We start from the raw sequence: 17,552 nt of genomic DNA on the forward strand, positions 1-17,552 counted from the left end.
AGGGGTCTCCTCGTTTTCAGTGCAATAAGTGACGGTACGCAAAGCTAGCACTGGCGCGGGGGTGGTCTGGGTAGACCGTTGATTTCATTGACTTTCCTGTTCGCTTTGTAAACGGGTATGGTGGCCTCCCACTTTTGAGGTTCACGATGCAGGGTTGGCACACAACGTTTTTGGGGATGCGTGGGCTCCCCCGCGATATCAGCGACTTCGAGATGAAGGCATTTTTCACCTTCGATGGTGCCGAGCGCGACGCAATCAATGCACGCCGAGGTGATTCCCACAAGCTTGGTCTGGCGCTCCATATTGGTTTCCTGCGCATGAGTGGGCGTTTGCTCGGTGCCTTTCGGGTAATTCCAGTAGCCTTGTGGCGCCACCTTGGCAACGAGCTTGGCATTGCAGCACCAGAAGTCGCCTCGCTGAGAGCCATGTATGAACGCGGGCGCACGCTATTCGATCACCAACAAGTAGCCTGCACGGTCCTTGGATTCCAGTGGATGAGCGAGCACCAGCGCCGCTCACTGGTACGTGAACTGCGCGACGAAGTGGCGCGCTGCGCCGACCGCGATCAGCTACTCGTGCGGGCGCGTCAATGGCTGTACAAGAACAAGCTGGTGATCGTGCACGAGCGGGCAATTCGGACACTGATTGCGGCGGCACTTGCCCAGCTTGAAGTTGAAACAGGCACCGCCATCGCCGCCAGCGTTGATCCAGCAACACTTGATCGCTGGCGAGCCTCAGTTTCAGAGCTGCGCCCAGATGGACAAACCCAGCAGAGTTGGCTATGGGCTGCACCGGCGAAACACTCAACCCGCCAAATCAGCGAGGTACTGGAGCGCATCGACCTGCTTTACACGCTGGACGTTCATAAGCACCTGGCAGACATCCCCGATCTCATCTTGCGCCGCTACGCGCGCCGACTTGTCTCCAGGCCGCCCTCAGCCGGAGCCAAGATCAAAGAGCCAGCGCGCACCGTGGAGGTCGCATGCTTTCTTCGGTATTGCCTGTTCACCACCACAGACCAGTTGATCCTTATGGTGCAGCGCCGGATCGCCGATCTGTGGCGTCAGGCTGCCGCCGATGTCCCCGCTACCGTCAATTGGGCCGCAATGTACAAAACGCTGCTCGGCGAACTTGTTGCCTTGAGCGCGCAAGGTGCGGTGCCAGATGCTGAGTTGCGTGCCCGTCTTGAAGCCTTGATCACCGAAACCCAGAAACGCAAACCACCGAGCAGGGCCTCCCTGGTCCGCGAGGGATTGATTGATGGAATTCGCCCCGTGCGGTCGTTGCTCGTCGCCATTGCAAAGCTGCCCTGGCAGGCCACCGGCGAGCATCCTGCCATCGAGTACCTTGCCAAGCTGCAAGCTTTATATCTCAAAGGATCCAGAAAGCTGCCAGTTGAAGTGGTGGCACCAAGTCTGGGAATGATCTGGCAGGTTTCGATCTCCAGCCCAGACCGGGAACGGGCGTTTCAGGCGTTGGAGGTGGCCACCCTGTTTGCCCTGCGCCGCGCGGTGCGCAATGGCTCGGTCTGGATTGAGCACAGCCTGAGCTTTCGGGGTCGTGCGCGCTTGTTCTTCACGGACGAGCGTTGGCAGGCAGAGTCCAAGAAACACTATGCCCGTCTATCGTTACCCAGCAAGGCTGCCACTTTCTTGAAGCCTTTGCTGGCCAGAGTAACTGCCGGTGTCGATGCGGTGGCCGCTGCAGCCCGCAGTGGCGTACTGCGCGTGGATGATGAACTCCATTTGTCGCCATTGCCCGCAGAGGACGAAGACCCAGAAGTGACCAAGCTGCGCGCGGCTTTGGATCACCGCATCGGTGAGGTTCAATTGCCGGAAGTGATTCTGGCCGTTGACGCCCAGGTGCGCTTTAGCTGGATCATGCTCGGACGTGAGCCGCGCTCTACCGACGAGCTGCTGATGGTCTATGCCGGCATCATGGCCCACGGCACCAGTCTGACTGCGGTCGAATGCGCGCGCATGATTCCGCAATTGTCTGCCACCAGCATTCGCCAGGCCATGCGCTGGGCGCGGGACGAACGGCGTCTGAGCCAGGCCTGCCAGGCTGTGCTGGAATTCATGCAGCGACACCCGATTGCCGCCACCTGGGGGCGGTCCGATTTGGCATCTTCTGACATGATGAGCATGGAGACCACCAAACGGGTGTGGCAAGCCCGGCTTGATCCTCGGCGCAACACACCTTCCATTGGAATCTACTCCCATGTAAAAGACCGGTGGGGCATCTTCCATGCGCAGCCCTTTGTGCTCAATGAGCGCCAGGCGGGCGTGGCCATTGAAGGTGTCATCCGCCAAGAAAAGCTGGAGACCAGCCAGCTTGCTGTGGATACCCATGGCTACACCGACTTTGCCATGTCACATGCCCGTTTGCTTGGTTTTGATCTTTGCCCGCGGTTGAAGGAACTCAAACAGCGCCACCTCTTTGTGCCACGCGGCACCAAAGTGCCCGCAGAAATCGCTGCGGTGTGCGAAGCCAATGTCGACGTCGCTTTGATCGAAAAGCATTGGGATAGTCTGGTGCACCTGGCAGCCTCGGTCATGAGCGGACATGCCAGTGCGGTGGCAGCTCTTGCGCGGTTCGGTTCTGCCGCCCAGGGCGATCCAATCTATGAGGCTGGCGTGCAATTGGGGCGGTTGCTGCGTACGGCGTTTTTGGCTGACTACTTTGTCAAGGACGCTTTCAGGAACGAGTTGCGCCGGGTGCTCAATCGGGGCGAGGCTGTTAACGCCCTCAAGCGCGCCATTTATACCGGCCGGATCAGCCCGGCGCAGGCCAAACGTGTCGATGAAATGCAGGCTGTGGCCGATGCGTTGAGCCTGATGGCCAACATCGTGATGGCGTGGAATACCTCACAGATGCAGGCGGTCCTGGATCGCTGGTCGAACCGCCGCCAGGTCATTCCACCGGAACTGATCGGGAAGATTGCGCCCACCAGGCTGGAGAGCATCAACTTGCGGGGTGTGTTTCGCTTCCCGGTTGACCGCTATGCTGACCAAATCCTGCCTTCGCGGCCAAATGCATCGATAACTGGCACCAATGGATGAAACCGACCACGGTTTGACGCCACGAATCGCAGATTTGAAAGTGAACAGGAAAGTCAATGAAATCAACGATCTACCAACACCACCTCCGCGCCAGTGCTAGCTTTTCGTACCGTCACTTATTGCACTGAAAACGAGGAGACCCCAAGACCCGCAGGCAGCGTTCTACCTCGGCGGCGATGGGCTCGCGCACCCCGGCGAGCAGGGCCGTGTAGCTCCTCGCCCCGGCGCGAGCGGCGGCGCGGATGGCGTCCCCGGCGGCGTCGGCCAGCGCGGTGTAGTAATTGATCTTGGCCACGCCGAAGGTGATGAGCTTGCGGAACTGGTCATCGGACAGGCCGGTGCCGCCATGGATGACGAGGGGCAGCCCCAGCGCGGCGTGGATGTCCTTGAGCCGGCCCCAGTCCAGCCCGGGTTTGTCCTTCATGCGGCCATGCACGGTGCCGACGGAGACGGCCAGGCAATCAACGCCGGTGCGTTCCACGAAGGCCTTGGCTTCCGCCACGGTGGTGTATTGGACCGGGCCGGGATGGCGCTCGGCATCTTCGCCCTCGACACCCGGCACGTAGCCCAGCTCGCCCTCGACGCAGACGCCGCAGGCGTGGGCCATCGCGGTCACGGCCCGGGTCGCGTCGATGTTGTCGCCGATATCCAGGTGCGAGGCATCCACCATCACTCCGTTGGCCCCGAGACGAATGGCCCGGATGGCCGAATCGAGGCTCGCGCCGTGGTCGAGATGGATGGCCACCGGCACCTGGGCGCGCCGCGCCGCCGCTTCCACGGCGGGCATGGCCAGCTCGAGATCGAAGTGGCTGAAATGCGATTCGGCCAGGCTCAGGATCACCGGTGCGCGGGCGCGTTCCGCGCCGACGACGATGGCCTCCAGGAAATCCAGGCCAACCAGATCGAAGGCCCCCACCGCGTAACCGTGGGCATGGGCATGGTCGAGCATGTCCTTCATGTTGACCAGGGGCATGGCGTTTTCCTCCCAAAAAAACGAAGGGCCGCCCCGAGTTTTTTTGTCCCCCTCGGGGGGCGGAAACGGCCAAGCCGTTTCCTGGGGGCGCTCTTAACCGTCCTCGTCCTCGGGGGGCCACCAGCCGGCGGCACGGGCACGCGCCAAGGCTTCGGCGTAGATGCGTTGGTGGCGGGCGCGCAGGTCGTCCGGCAGCTGGCTGGGCAAGCCGCCCGAGGCGTCCCAGCGGGCACTGACCCGCTCGGCCAGGGTTTTGCAAGCGGCCAAGCCCCGAGCCGGCGCAGGTTTCGCTCTCCGGCGCCTGTGCGGTACTCGAAGACCTCGGCAATACGTCGCTGGATGATCTGGCCAGACTGGCAGTTTCCGGAAATCAAGTTCGACCCTGATCGGCGGACGGTCCGTTCGGGACTCGCATCACGCCCGTCCTTGATGCGCACGAGCGGCATCAGGCGCCGCCTCCATGCCACAAGCGCAAGGCAGACACGTTGGTCGCGCGGAGATCTTCCAGCACGGCTACTGCACCGGTGAAGTCCTCCCCGCGCGTCCAGGCATTGACGGTTACCAGCACTGGCAGTCCGGCACCACGTGCCGCACGCACGCCGTTCTTCGAATCCTCGACGGCGAGGCAGCTTGCCGCAGGCAGTTGCATTTGCGTCATTCCTCAAGTGTAGATGTCCGGGGCGGGTTTTTTTTCGAGCGCCTGTTCGCCGGCGCCGATGACCTCGAAGGTGTCAGGCGGCAAATCGGCCAGCGTGGTGGAAAGCAAGACAAATTCGCGAAACGTCGCGTTGAACGCCTGACGATGGACCTCCTCGGTATCCGCGAGCGTGCCATCGACATCGAAGATCACCGCCTGGAGCGTCATCGCGTCAGTCCGGCGTCAATCTGCGGCAGGTGTCCAGAGCCCTCGTCACAGGGTCTTGCGCACCGCATTGCGCAACCGTGCTTCCAGTTCCTCGGCCATCAGCAGCAGTGCCTTGTTGCGAACCTTGGCTGCGCCTTGGTGGTAATCACGCACGGTGCAAACCACCGGCTCATGCAAGGCGGTACGGCCTTTGTCCTGAAAATCCGTCCAGGAGATGACAGGCATGTCGTACAGGCTGGAATCAACCAGCACCCACTCCCCGTCGTCGAGCAGCATGGACATGGGCGGAAAATCTTCCAGACCGAAGCAGGTCTTCACCGGCTCGCGCATCCAGTAGCGCCGCCAAACGTTCCATACTGGTGCCGGGATGCTTGAGGAGTATTCATTCAGAGCGGGACAGTCGCGCAGACGCTCGTACATTGTCGGCCGCTCTCCTCACTCATCCTCGCCCAGTTCCGGGTCCCAGCCCTTGGCGCGGGCAGTCTGAATGGCCCGGTCATAAATTTCGACATGCCGCTTGAGCAACTCCGGCGGCAGGCGGCTGGGCAGGTTGCTGTACTTGTCCCATTCCACCTGCACCTGTTCCATCAGGGCCTGCATGCGGCCGCCCTGCCAGCCGGAGCAATCCTCCGTCTCCGGTATCAGGCCGAACAACCAGCCGTCGAGGACGATGCGGCCGAGTTGGGTGAGGCCGTGCTTGTCGCTGTATAAACCGGGGTATGTGTTTTCCATGGTCTTTCCTATCGGGTAAGGCCGGCATACAGCAGCGGCAGTTTCTCGGGCAGGCGCTGGACATGATCCACCACCATGTAGTTCTTCTGGCCAAAAATTCGTGAGACGTAATTATCAGCGCGTGGGTCCAGGCTCATGCAGTAGGTGGTGACACCAAGTTTTGCCACCTCCTCCACAGCCTTCTTGGTGTCGTAGCGCAAGTATTGCGGGTCGCGCACATCCACGTCGGCGGGTTCGCCGTCGGTAATGACGATCAGGAGTTTCTTGGCCGAACGCTGCAGTTGCAAATGATGGCCGGCATGTCGAATCGCTGCACCCATCCGGGTAGACAGCTGCCCGGTCATCCCGGCGAGCCGGGACTTGGGTGTCTCGTCCCAATGCTGGTCGAAGTCCTTGAACCGGTAGTACTCGACATCGTGGCGTCCGTCCGAACAAAAGCCGTGGATGGCAAAGGGGTCGCCGACCTTGTTTATGGCGTCGGCCAGCAGCACGCAGGCCTGCTGGGTGAGCTCGCGCACCGAATATTCCTGGTCCTGCACTTTTTCGTTGGTCGATTCCGACAGATCGAGCAACACCAGGATCGAAAAGTCGCGGGTCTTGCGCACACTACGCATCATGATGCGTGGATCGGGCTGGTTGCCGAGGCGGATGTCGGTAAGGCTGGAGATCGCTGCGTTGATGTCGATCTCGTCGCCGTCCTCGAGGCGGCGGATGCGCTGCACACCCTGCGGCTGCATGGCGTCGAGCAGGAATTTCATGCGATGGATTTCGCGCTTGTACTGTGCGGTAATCGCCTCGATGATCTGCAGGTCGCCGGCCTTGGCACGCTTTTCCAGCACGGTTGCCCAGGCCGGGCGCTCCAACTGGATCTGGTAATCCCATTCGGAATAATGGAAGGGGTCGGAGACCGGCTCCTTGCCTTCAAGTTCGTTGAAGCTCTTGCCGCCACTCTCGTCACCGATGTTTTCATACGGGAACAACTCGGTGCCGAGCACCCAGATTTCCTCGGCATCGTCGCCGGCCGTCTCGACATCGATCTCGTTGGCCATTTCCATCACGCTGACGTACTTGCGCACCTGTTTGATGGACTCGTAGCCGGCACTGGCTGCCTTGTTGAAATCGAATTCCTCGAACTCCCAGAAGTAGCGGTTGTCGTCGCGGTAGGGGGCGGTGAGCAAATCGGTACGTGGATTGAACGGAATCCGTTTCTGGCCGAAGCTGTGCGCAAGCTGGACGCCAATATCCCATGAAGTCAGGTTGCTATCGAGCTTCTCCTGCGCGAGCGCGAACAGCGCACGGGCCTCGACGATCCACGGGTCCTTGTCCTTGTATGACTCATCAAGCAGGGCGCGTGCAAGACGGTTGAGATAATCGCCCATGCTGCCATTCATCTCGGGCGTGGCCGTGTGCAGCTTGCTCCAGAGTTGCTTGAGGCCGGGAAAGCGCCGGATGGAGAGAGTCTCCACGCGCGCATCCTCGATGACGCTGATCACCGCGATCTGCATGGGATTGAGCGCCTCGGCGGAAATAGGCAGCTTCGTCTCGACCACGTGGGCGGCGCAATGGGCGGCCGTGGCGCGATATAGCTCCAGACCGGACACTGGCTCCTGACCTTCGACCGTGAAATCGTCGAACGCATCCGGCACGTGCAGCAGGTAGTCCTCGATGTAAGGGCGGTAGCCTTCGCGGGTCTCGAAGTCGCCTGACGTGGGGCGCATGAAGAAGTCGCGGGCCCACAGTGCGCGCAGATACATGTTGATGCGGCGCTGCACATCTACCAGCAGGGTGCCCTTGCGCTCCTTCTGCAGCATCGCCATCGACTCCTTGGAATCAAGGCTGAAATAGCGGATCTGTTCTTCGTAGTTGGTGCGGTGTGCATGGGCGCCCCAGAGCGCCCAACGGCGCAGGCCACCGAGGGTGAGGTGCTGGAACAGGACTTCCAGCTTGTCCAGCATCGGCCGCACGCCACGCGGCGCTTGCGCGATCAGGGTATTGATGAACTGCAGGTACTTGATGAAAAGTTCGGCATCACCCAGCCGATTGGCGGCGATGGCCGAAGTGGCGAGCAGCAGCTCGATCACCGTCCCCGAGGTTCGCGAGGCCAGTTCGAGGGAGGCAGTAGCCAGGTCGCCGACAACGTCCTCGCCGACCTCCTTGGCGACCATCGGCGCTTTCTCGATCCAGGTTTCCACCAGCGAATCACCCTTGCCGAGTCCGCGAATGGCGGCCGCACCCTTCAGGTAGTTGTCCAGACCACGCGGCGAGAACACCTTGGTCGCTTCGTGCCAATTGGCCTGCAACGCATTCTGGCTGTGCGGCGACAAGTCCTCCAGCAATTCGGCATAATCAGCAAGATTGAATGACATGGCAGGCTGCCTTTAGAAGAAGGTGGTTACCGCAGCATCGAGCGCATCGCGCATGTCGGGATCGTCGGTGATCGGGCGGACCAGCGCGACGCGGCAGGCGGCCTGCGGGTTGACACCCTTGGCAATAAGCGAGCCGGCGTAGATCAGCATGCGGGTGGACAGGCCTTCGTCGAGGCCGTGCCCCTTGAGGTTGCGCGAGCGTTCGGCAATCGAAACCAGCTTGCCGGCGATGTCGGCGTTGGCCCCCGATTCATGCGCCACGACCTCGGTTTCGATGGCGTGCTCGGGATAGGTGAAGTCGAGACCGCCGAAACGCTGCTTGGTCGACTGCTTCAGATCCTTCATCAGGGACTGGTAGCCAGGGTTGTAGGAAATCACGATCTGGAAATCGGGATGGGCATTGACCAGTTCGCCCTTCTTTTCCAGCGGCAGCACTCGACGGTTGTCGGTCAGCGGGTGGATCACCACGGTGGTGTCCTGGCGCGCCTCGACCACTTCGTCGAGGTAGCAGATCGCACCATGCCGTGCGGCGATGGCCAGCGGGCCATCCTGCCACTCGGTGCCCTGGGCTGAGAGCAGGAAGCGGCCGACCAGGTCAGAGGCGGTCATGTCCTCGTTGCAGGCGACGGTAATCAGCGGCTTGTTCAGCTTGTGTGCCATGTATTCGACAAAGCGCGTCTTGCCGCAGCCGGTCGGTCCCTTGAGCATCATCGGCATGCGCACGGAGTAGGCGGCTTCGAACAACTCGACCTCGTCGGCGACGGCGCGATAGTAGGGTTCCTTGGTGATGCGGTATTGATCGACGATATTGCTCATGCGGGGGCTCCTTGATGAGAACGCGGATTTATCCACGAATGACGCGAACTCGACGGCGCACCATTCGTTGGCAAACTCCTGGAAAACAAAAAGCCCCCGATTGCGCTTGCCGCGCAGCGGGGGCCAGATACTGCCAACCGCCGAGCGACTTAAACCGTCTTGCCGCGGTAAACCACCATGGCCGCGCCTTGCGACTGCTTGAAGTTGTCGTAGCCGACCAGGCGCACGTGGTTGTTGGGGTTGGCCTTGTGGCAGGCTTTGGCCTCGGCCAGAACGCGATCGACGTCGGTTTCACCGAACATCGGCAACTTCCACATGTACCAGTAGGAGTCCATCAGGTACTCAGGCTCGATATGCTCGATAGCCGGGTTCCAGCCCTTCTTCACCAGATACTCGACCTGCCTCTTGATGCTGGCCGCGTCCATCGCGGGCAGGTAGGAAAAAGTTTCGAACTTCCGGCTGGCGGGGTCGGAAAGGCGGGAGTTGTAATCCATTACGTCAGACATTTCATTTCCTTTCAAATTGGGTCCTGATCCCGGGTCGCCAATTGCGGCTCCGGGGTGTCATGCGCTCGGCGCAAGAATTACTTGTGGGCGACGTCCAGCTTGTCGACGGTGTCGAACTCGAACTTGATCTCTTTCCACGTTTCCATGGCGATCTTCAGTTCGGGCGAGTGCGTGGCAGCCTCGGTCAGGATGCTCTTGCCCTCCTTCTCGACGGCGACGCCCTTGTTGCGCGCCTCGACGCAGGCTTCCAGCGCGACGCGGTTGGCGGCGGCGCCGGCGGCGTTGCCCCAGGGGTGGCCGAGCGTACCGCCACCGAACTGCAGCACCGAGTCGTCGCCGAAGATGGTGACCAAGGCAGGCATGTGCCAGACGTGGATGCCGCCGGAGGCGACCGGCATGACGCCGGGCATGGAGCCGAAGTCCTGGTCGAACATGATGCCGCGGCTGCGGTCTTCCTTGATGAAGTCGTCGCGCATGATGTCGATCCAGCCGAGCGTCGCGTCGCGGTCGCCTTCCAGCTTGCCGACGACGGTGCCCGAGTGCAGGTGGTCGCCGCCGGACAGGCGCAGGCACTTGGTCAGCACGCGGAAGTGAATGCCGTGGTGCGGGTTGCGGTCGAGCACGGCGTGCATGGCGCGGTGGATGTGCAGCAGCATGCCGTTGTCGCGGCACCAGTTGGCCAGGCCGGTATTGGCGCAGAAGCCGCCGGTCAGGTAGTCGTGCATGATGATCGGCGCGCCGATTTCCTTGGCGTACTCGGCGCGCTTGTACATCTCTTCCGGCGTCGGCGCGGTGACGTTCAGGTAGTGGCCCTTGCGTTCGCCGGTTTCGCGCTGCGCCTTCTCGGTCGCTTCCTGGACGAAGTCGAAACGCTGCTTCCAGCGCATGAAGGGCTGGCTGTTGACGTTCTCGTCGTCCTTGGTGAAGTCGAGGCCGCCACGCAGGCACTCATAGACGGCGCGGCCGTAGTTCTTGGCCGACAGGCCGAGCTTCGGCTTGATGGTGCAGCCCAGCAGCGGCCGGCCGTATTTGTTCATGATGTCGCGCTCGACCTGGATACCGTGCGGCGGGCCGCCGCAGGTCATGACGTAGGCGATGGGGAAGCGCACGTCCTCGAGGCGCAGGGCACGCAGGGCCTTGAAGCCGAAGACGTTGCCAACCAGGGAGGTCAGCACGTTGACGATGGAACCCTCTTCGAACAGGTCGATCGGATAGGCCACGAAGGCGTAGAAGCAGGTGTCATCTCCCGGCACGTCCTCGATCCGGTAGGCACGGCCCTTGTAGTAGTCGAGGTCGGTCAGCAGGTCGGTCCACACCGTGGTCCAGGTGCCGGTCGACGACTCGGCGGCCACGGCGGCGGCGACTTCCTCGCGGGCCACGCCCGGCTGCGGGGTGACCTTGAAGCAGGCGAGAAGGTCAGTGTCCTTCGGAGTGTATTCCGGGGTCCAGTAGGTTTGGCGATACTCCTTCACGCCAGCGTTGTATGTCTTTGCGGCCATTCGTTTCTCCTCTATGTTGTCGGAAATCTCGCCCGATGAAATTCGGGCTGGTGCAAGTATGAGCAAGTTGCGCACTAATTAAAACTTAATTGATTTTATCTTTATCATTCACTATTATGAATTAATGCACTTGAGTCTGAGACAGATCCGTATCTTCGAAGCCGTCGCTCGGCACCGCTCCTACACGCGGGCGGCGGAAGAGTTGCGCCTGACCCAGCCGGCGGTATTTACCCAGGCCAAGCAACTTGAGGAAGGCGTCGGGCACCCCCTTCTGGAGCGCATCGGCAAGCAGATTTACCTCACCGATGCTGGCCGCGAGGTGCTCGCCACCTGCCGGGAAACGATCAAGGGGCTGGATTGCCTGGAGATGCGCCTGGCTGACATGCAAGGGCTGAAGCGCGGGCGGCTTCGCCTCGCCATGGTAACCACCGCCGAATACCTGCTGCCACGTCTCCTCGGGGAGTTCTGCGCCCACTACCCCGGAATCGAGGCGAAACTGATCGTCAGCAACCGGGAGCAATTGCTGGCCCGCATCGCCAACAACGAGGATGACCTGACCATCCTCGGTGCTCCGCCCGAGGGCATGGACGTGGCGGCCATTCCCATCGCCGACAATCCCTTGGTCGTCATCGCGAGAAACGATCACCCCCTGGCCGGGGAGAAGGCAATTCCAATGGCACGTATCGCCGAGGAACCGTTCGTTTTTCGCGAACCCGGGTCCGGGACACGTCTCGCCACTGAACGGCATTTTGCCGAGCACGGCCACAAGCTCAAGGTCCGCCTGGAACTGGGCAGCAACGAGGCGATCAAGCAGGCCATCGCCGGCGGCTTGGGCGTGTCCGTGCTCTCCGGCTACACGTTGGCGCTGGAAGGACTCAGCGGCTTGGTGCAACCTCTCGACGTGCAGGGGTTTCCTTTGATGCGCAAATGGTACGTCGCCTATCCGAAGGGCAAGCACTTATCGGCGGTGGCCGAGGCGTTTCTTGGCCATTTGCTGGGCAAGTAGAGGTCAGGAGCCTTTCTGAAAGCGGGGTATCCGGATGAGTGCGGTTGCTTAGCGGCGCCATGGGCTGCGAGGAATTTCCAGGTGGAGAGATGATGGTGCGCTTTTTGCGGAGCACGGAGGCGCAGGGGACTGTCGGAGATTTCGTGTTTAAGGCATAACATGCTCCCAAGGAGAATGTATGCCTCGCAAACCGAAAGCCCCGCTGGCAGAGCTGCCGGCGATCCCCGCCGAGCTGCTTGAGCAGTTCGGCAATGGCCCGATGACGGCCGAAGCCATCCATGCCGCGACCCTGGCACTCAAGAAAGCGCTGATCGAGCGAGCCCTGGGCGGCGAGATGAATCATCATCTCGGCTATTCACCGGGCGCAGCCAAACCAGCCGCCGTCACCAACCAGCGCAACGGTAAAGGTGCGAAGACGGTTCTGACCGAAGATGGCCCAATCCGAATCGAGGTGCCTCGCGACCGTGACGGCAGCTTCGAGCCGTTGCTGATTCCAAAGCACGAACGGCGCTTCACGGGCTTCGATGACAAGATCGTCGCCATGTACGCTCGGGGCATGACCGTGCGCGAGATTCAGGGTTTCCTGCAGGAGCAATACGGCACCGAGGTCTCGCCCGATTTCATCAGTTCGGTTACCGACGAGGTCATGGCCGAAGTCACCGCCTGGCAAGCCAGGCCGCTTGAGCAGATGTATCCGGTCGTGTTCTTCGACGCACTGCGAGTGAAGATCCGTGAGGATGCCGTCGTACGCAACAAGGCGGTCTATCTGGCGCTGGGCGTTCTGCCCGACGGCACGCGCGAGATTCTGGGGCTGTGGATCGAGAACACCGAAGGCGCCAAGTTCTGGATGAAGGTTTTCAACGATCTCAAGACGCGCGGCGTCAACGACATTCTGATCGCAGTGACCGACGGCCTCAAGGGCATGCCGGAGGCGCTGAGCGCAGTATTCCCGGCGACCACGCTGCAAACCTGCATCGTCCATCTGATCCGCAACAGCCTGAATTACGCTAGCTGGAAAGATCGCAAAGCGCTAGCCGCCGCGATCCGGCCGATCTACACCGCGCCGAGTGCGGAAGCCGCCGAAGCTGAGCTCAATACGTTTGCCGCGGGACCATGGGGGCAGAAATTCCCGACGGTCAGCGCTTCATGGCGTAACGCCTGGGACCGCGTGATCCCGTTCTTCGCATTTCCGCCGGCGGTGCGCAGGGTGATCTACACGACAAATGCCATAGAAAATATCAATTCGCAGCTACGCAAGATCATCAAGACCCGAGGCCACTTCCCGAGCGACGAGGCAGCGACTAAGCTTATCTGGCTGGCGCTACGCAATATCACCTCTGACTGGGGTCGTGCCGCAAAAGATTGGAAGGACGCAATGAACCAATTTGCTATCCTCTACCAGGATCGATTCGTTCGACCATCCGTGTGATTCTCAACCCGCCTTGAACACGGAAATTCTGACACCCCCAGGCGCAGGACTATCTTCCCCTGCTTTTCTGGGTCCCGGGTTTGCCACGAGGTCTCGACAGGAGATGGGATGCATAGCGACCGACTGCTCAAGGAGTCGGTAGAAGAGCATTCCCCTGGCGCGCGAACCTCTGGGGTTAAATCGGAAGGTAAACTCGTCCAAGTAGGCTTGCATATGATCCGCACTGAAAGAACCTTGGTGGGTGCCGAGCAGCCACCTTTTCACGAGAGACGCCACGCGGTGGACTCCGGGGAGAATTTCGTGCGCGTCCATGCCAGGGCCCTTGATGGATGTGCTTCGATGAACATAGTCACTCCCCGCTGCCAGCGGGTAGGAGGCCAGTCCGTCGGTGAGAATCTTGGCGCCGGGCTCTATATGATATGAGTAAGGAGAAAGGATCGCAGCGTATCAGCCTCCGCGTTGGGAATGACTTGAATGCGACAGCGACCGAATCCTTTTGGCGGGATCTGCTCCACGGCCACAGCAACGAGAACCTTGCCGGCAGCGCCTCTCCCGCGTTTTTGGGGGCGAGCACCGCCAATCATCGTTTCATCCACCTCCACATCGCCGGAAAGTCGCGTGCGTTCAGCGTGCCCAATGGCACCACGAAATCGGTGCAGCATCGCCCAAGCAGTTTCGTAGGATCCAAACCCCATAAGGCGATGGAGCGTTTTGGCCGAACCCCCGTTTTTCGCTGCTGTCATGTGCCAAGCGGCGGCGAACCATATGGTGAGGGGCGTTTTCGTGCGATGGAAGATTGTGCCCGCCGTTGCCGAAATCCTGCGACGGCACGCTTTACACCACCAACGGCCATCACTCATGCGCCATCCCGCATCTCCAGAACAGCCCGGGCAGGAAAAACCGTCCGGCCAACGCAACCAGTCCAGATAATCGAGGCAGGCAGGGGTCTCCTCGTTTTCAGTGCAATAAGTGACGGTACGAAAAGCTAGCACTGGCGCGGAGGTGGTGTTGGTAGATCGTTGATTTCATTGACTTTCCTGTTCACTTTCAAATCTGCGATTCGTGGCGTCAAACCGTGGTCGGTTTCATCCATTGGTGCCAGTTATCGATGCATTTGGCCGCGAAGGCAGGATTTGGTCAGCATAGGGGTCTCCTCGTTTTCAGTGCAATAAGTGACGGTACGAAAAGCTAGCACTGGCGCGGAGGTGGTGTTGGTAGATCGTTGATTTCATTGACTTTCCTGTTCACTTTCAAATCTGCGATTCGTGGCGTCAAACCGTGGTCGGTTTCATCCATTGGTGCCAGTTATCGATGCATTTGGCCGCGAAGGCAGGATTTGGTCAGCATAGCGGTCAACCGGGAAGCGAAACACACCCCGCAAGTTGATGCTCTCCAGCCTGGTGGGCGCAATCTTCCCGATCAGTTCCGGTGGAATGACCTGGCGGCGGTTCGACCAGCGATCCAGGACCGCCTGCATCTGTGAGGTATTCCACGCCATCACGATGTTGGCCATCAGGCTCAACGCATCGGCCACAGCCTGCATTTCATCGACACGTTTGGCCTGCGCCGGGCTGATCCGGCCGGTATAAATGGCGCGCTTGAGGGCGTTAACAGCCTCGCCCCGATTGAGCACCCGGCGCAACTCGTTCCTGAAAGCGTCCTTGACAAAGTAGTCAGCCAAAAACGCCGTACGCAGCAACCGCCCCAATTGCACGCCAGCCTCATAGATTGGATCGCCCTGGGCGGCAGAACCGAACCGCGCAAGAGCTGCCACCGCACTGGCATGTCCGCTCATGACCGAGGCTGCCAGGTGCACCAGACTATCCCAATGCTTTTCGATCAAAGCGACGTCGACATTGGCTTCGCACACCGCAGCGATTTCTGCGGGCACTTTGGTGCCGCGTGGCACAAAGAGGTGGCGCTGTTTGAGTTCCTTCAACCGCGGGCAAAGATCAAAACCAAGCAAACGGGCATGTGACATGGCAAAGTCGGTGTAGCCATGGGTATCCACAGCAAGCTGGCTGGTCTCCAGCTTTTCTTGGCGGATGACACCTTCAATGGCCACGCCCGCCTGGCGCTCATTGAGCACAAAGGGCTGCGCATGGAAGATGCCCCACCGGTCTTTTACATGGGAGTAGATTCCAATGGAAGGTGTGTTGCGCCGAGGATCAAGCCGGGCTTGCCACACCCGTTTGGTGGTCTCCATGCTCATCATGTCAGAAGATGCCAAATCGGACCGCCCCCAGGTGGCGGCAATCGGGTGTCGCTGCATGAATTCCAGCACAGCCTGGCAGGCCTGGCTCAGACGCCGTTCGTCCCGCGCCCAGCGCATGGCCTGGCGAATGCTGGTGGCAGACAATTGCGGAATCATGCGCGCGCATTCGACCGCAGTCAGACTGGTGCCGTGGGCCATGATGCCGGCATAGACCATCAGCAGCTCGTCGGTAGAGCGCGGCTCACGTCCGAGCATGATCCAGCTAAAGCGCACCTGGGCGTCAACGGCCAGAATCACTTCCGGCAATTGAACCTCACCGATGCGGTGATCCAAAGCCGCGCGCAGCTTGGTCACTTCTGGGTCTTCGTCCTCTGCGGGCAATGGCGACAAATGGAGTTCATCATCCACGCGCAGTACGCCACTGCGGGCTGCAGCGGCCACCGCATCGACACCGGCAGTTACTCTGGCCAGCAAAGGCTTCAAGAAAGTGGCAGCCTTGCTGGGTAACGATAGACGGGCATAGTGTTTCTTGGACTCTGCCTGCCAACGCTCGTCCGTGAAGAACAAGCGCGCACGACCCCGAAAGCTCAGGCTGTGCTCAATCCAGACCGAGCCATTGCGCACCGCGCGGCGCAGGGCAAACAGGGTGGCCACCTCCAACGCCTGAAACGCCCGTTCCCGGTCTGGGCTGGAGATCGAAACCTGCCAGATCATTCCCAGACTTGGTGCCACCACTTCAACTGGCAGCTTTCTGGATCCTTTGAGATATAAAGCTTGCAGCTTGGCAAGGTACTCGATGGCAGGATGCTCGCCGGTGGCCTGCCAGGGCAGCTTTGCAATGGCGACGAGCAACGACCGCACGGGGCGAATTCCATCAATCAATCCCTCGCGGACCAGGGAGGCCCTGCTCGGTGGTTTGCGTTTCTGGGTTTCGGTGATCAAGGCTTCAAGACGGGCACGCAACTCAGCATCTGGCACCGCACCTTGCGCGCTCAAGGCAACAAGTTCGCCGAGCAGCGTTTTGTACATTGCGGCCCAATTGACGGTAGCGGGGACATCGGCGGCAGCCTGACGCCACAGATCGGCGATCCGGCGCTGCACCATAAGGATCAACTGGTCTGTGGTGGTGAACAGGCAATACCGAAGAAAGCATGCGACCTCCACGGTGCGCGCTGGCTCTTTGATCTTGGCTCCGGCTGAGGGCGGCCTGGAGACAAGTCGGCGCGCGTAGCGGCGCAAGATGAGATCGGGGATGTCTGCCAGGTGCTTATGAACGTCCAGCGTGTAAAGCAGGTCGATGCGCTCCAGTACCTCGCTGATTTGGCGGGTTGAGTGTTTCGCCGGTGCAGCCCATAGCCAACTCTGCTGGGTTTGTCCATCTGGGCGCAGCTCTGAAACTGAGGCTCGCCAGCGATCAAGTGTTGCTGGATCAACGCTGGCGGCGATGGCGGTGCCTGTTTCAACTTCAAGCTGGGCAAGTGCCGCCGCAATCAGTGTCCGAATTGCCCGCTCGTGCACGATCACCAGCTTGTTCTTGTACAGCCATTGACGCGCCCGCACGAGTAGCTGATCGCGGTCGGCGCAGCGCGCCACTTCGTCGCGCAGTTCACGTACCAGTGAGCGGCGCTGGTGCTCGCTCATCCACTGGAATCCAAGGACCGTGCAGGCTACTTGTTGGTGATCGAATAGCGTGCGCCCGCGTTCATACATGGCTCTCAGCGAGGCGACTTCTGGTGCTGCAATGCCAAGCTCGTTGCCAAGGTGGCGCCACAAGGCTACTGGAATTACCCGAAAGGCACCGAGCAAACGCCCACTCATGCGCAGGAAACCAATATGGAGCGCCAGACCAAGCTTGTGGGAATCACCTCGGCGTGCATTGATTGCGTCGCGCTCGGCACCATCGAAGGTGAAAAATGCCTTCATCTCGAAGTCGCTGATATCGCGGGGGAGCCCACGCATCCCCAAAAACGTTGTGTGCCAACCCTGCATCGTGAACCTCAAAAGTGGGAGGCCACCATACCCGTTTACAAAGCGAACAGGAAAGTCAATGAAATCAACGGTCTACCCAGACCACCCCCGCGCC

At 60.6% G+C, this 17,552-nt stretch carries 13 protein-coding genes and 1 pseudogene; 3 read left to right on the plus strand and 11 right to left on the minus strand.

What is annotated here, in order from left to right; genetic code table 11:
- Positions 1 to 146: 146 nt before the first annotated feature.
- Positions 147 to 3,062 (plus strand): Tn3-like element IS1071 family transposase, encoded by a 2,916-nt coding sequence (locus RMET_RS07515; RefSeq protein ID WP_003049965.1) that lies wholly within the window; start codon positions 147 to 149, stop codon positions 3,060 to 3,062.
- 112 nt (positions 3,063 to 3,174) lie between these two features.
- Here the strand turns inward: RMET_RS07515 and RMET_RS07520 are convergent, their stop codons facing one another.
- From RMET_RS07520 to RMET_RS07560, 9 genes are all read right to left on the minus strand, one after another.
- A complete protein-coding gene (locus tag RMET_RS07520; RefSeq protein WP_011516241.1) occupies positions 3,175 to 4,035 on the minus strand; it encodes a class II fructose-bisphosphate aldolase in 861 nt (286 codons plus the stop codon).
- Positions 4,036 to 4,480: 445 nt separating this feature from the next.
- Positions 4,481 to 4,684: an HAD family hydrolase gene (locus tag RMET_RS33930; RefSeq protein ID WP_049799700.1), complete on the minus strand. Its 204-nt coding sequence runs from the start codon at positions 4,682 to 4,684 to the stop codon at positions 4,481 to 4,483.
- A 12-nt stretch (positions 4,685 to 4,696) separates the two neighbouring features.
- A complete protein-coding gene (locus tag RMET_RS33935; RefSeq protein WP_049799704.1) occupies positions 4,697 to 4,900 on the minus strand; it encodes an HAD hydrolase-like protein in 204 nt (67 codons plus the stop codon).
- A 45-nt stretch (positions 4,901 to 4,945) separates the two neighbouring features.
- Complete coding sequence (locus RMET_RS31715; protein ID WP_011516242.1) at positions 4,946 to 5,320, minus strand: hypothetical protein; 375 nt, start codon at positions 5,318 to 5,320, stop codon at positions 4,946 to 4,948.
- 15 nt (positions 5,321 to 5,335) lie between these two features.
- Positions 5,336 to 5,632 carry a hypothetical protein gene (locus tag RMET_RS07540; protein WP_011516243.1) on the minus strand — a complete coding sequence of 99 codons (297 nt, stop codon included), beginning with the start codon at positions 5,630 to 5,632 and terminating at the stop codon, positions 5,336 to 5,338.
- A gap of 8 nt (positions 5,633 to 5,640) precedes the next feature.
- Entirely contained in the window at positions 5,641 to 7,998 is a 2,358-nt protein-coding gene (locus RMET_RS07545) for a nitric oxide reductase activation protein NorD (protein ID WP_011516244.1), read from the minus strand.
- 12 nt (positions 7,999 to 8,010) lie between these two features.
- On the minus strand, positions 8,011 to 8,814 hold the full coding sequence (locus RMET_RS07550; protein WP_011516245.1) for a CbbQ/NirQ/NorQ/GpvN family protein: 804 nt from the start codon (positions 8,812 to 8,814) through the stop codon (positions 8,011 to 8,013).
- 149 nt (positions 8,815 to 8,963) lie between these two features.
- On the minus strand, positions 8,964 to 9,320 hold the full coding sequence (locus RMET_RS07555; protein WP_011516246.1) for a ribulose bisphosphate carboxylase small subunit: 357 nt from the start codon (positions 9,318 to 9,320) through the stop codon (positions 8,964 to 8,966).
- 77 nt (positions 9,321 to 9,397) lie between these two features.
- Positions 9,398 to 10,819, minus strand: a complete 1,422-nt coding sequence (locus tag RMET_RS07560; protein ID WP_011516247.1) for a form I ribulose bisphosphate carboxylase large subunit — start codon at positions 10,817 to 10,819, stop codon at positions 9,398 to 9,400.
- A 124-nt stretch (positions 10,820 to 10,943) separates the two neighbouring features.
- On the opposite strand from RMET_RS07560, the gene RMET_RS07565 reads away from it, so the two are divergent.
- Positions 10,944 to 11,825, plus strand: a complete 882-nt coding sequence (locus tag RMET_RS07565; protein ID WP_011516248.1) for a LysR family transcriptional regulator — start codon at positions 10,944 to 10,946, stop codon at positions 11,823 to 11,825.
- Positions 11,826 to 12,003: 178 nt separating this feature from the next.
- On the plus strand, positions 12,004 to 13,254 hold the full coding sequence (locus RMET_RS07570; protein ID WP_011515352.1) for an IS256-like element IS1090 family transposase: 1,251 nt from the start codon (positions 12,004 to 12,006) through the stop codon (positions 13,252 to 13,254).
- Positions 13,255 to 13,281: 27 nt separating this feature from the next.
- On the opposite strand, the pseudogene RMET_RS33510 reads toward RMET_RS07570, so the two are convergent.
- Together RMET_RS33510 and RMET_RS07580 are read right to left on the minus strand one after the other, a co-directional pair.
- Positions 13,282 to 14,195: pseudogene (locus RMET_RS33510) on the minus strand (IS1595 family transposase); the annotation flags it as partial.
- Between the two features lie 347 nt (positions 14,196 to 14,542).
- A complete protein-coding gene (locus RMET_RS07580; RefSeq protein WP_003049965.1) occupies positions 14,543 to 17,458 on the minus strand; it encodes a Tn3-like element IS1071 family transposase in 2,916 nt (971 codons plus the stop codon).
- Positions 17,459 to 17,552: the final 94 nt, after the last annotated feature.

Source organism: Cupriavidus metallidurans CH34, assembly GCF_000196015.1.
Classification (GTDB): Bacteria; Pseudomonadota; Gammaproteobacteria; order Burkholderiales; family Burkholderiaceae; genus Cupriavidus; species Cupriavidus metallidurans.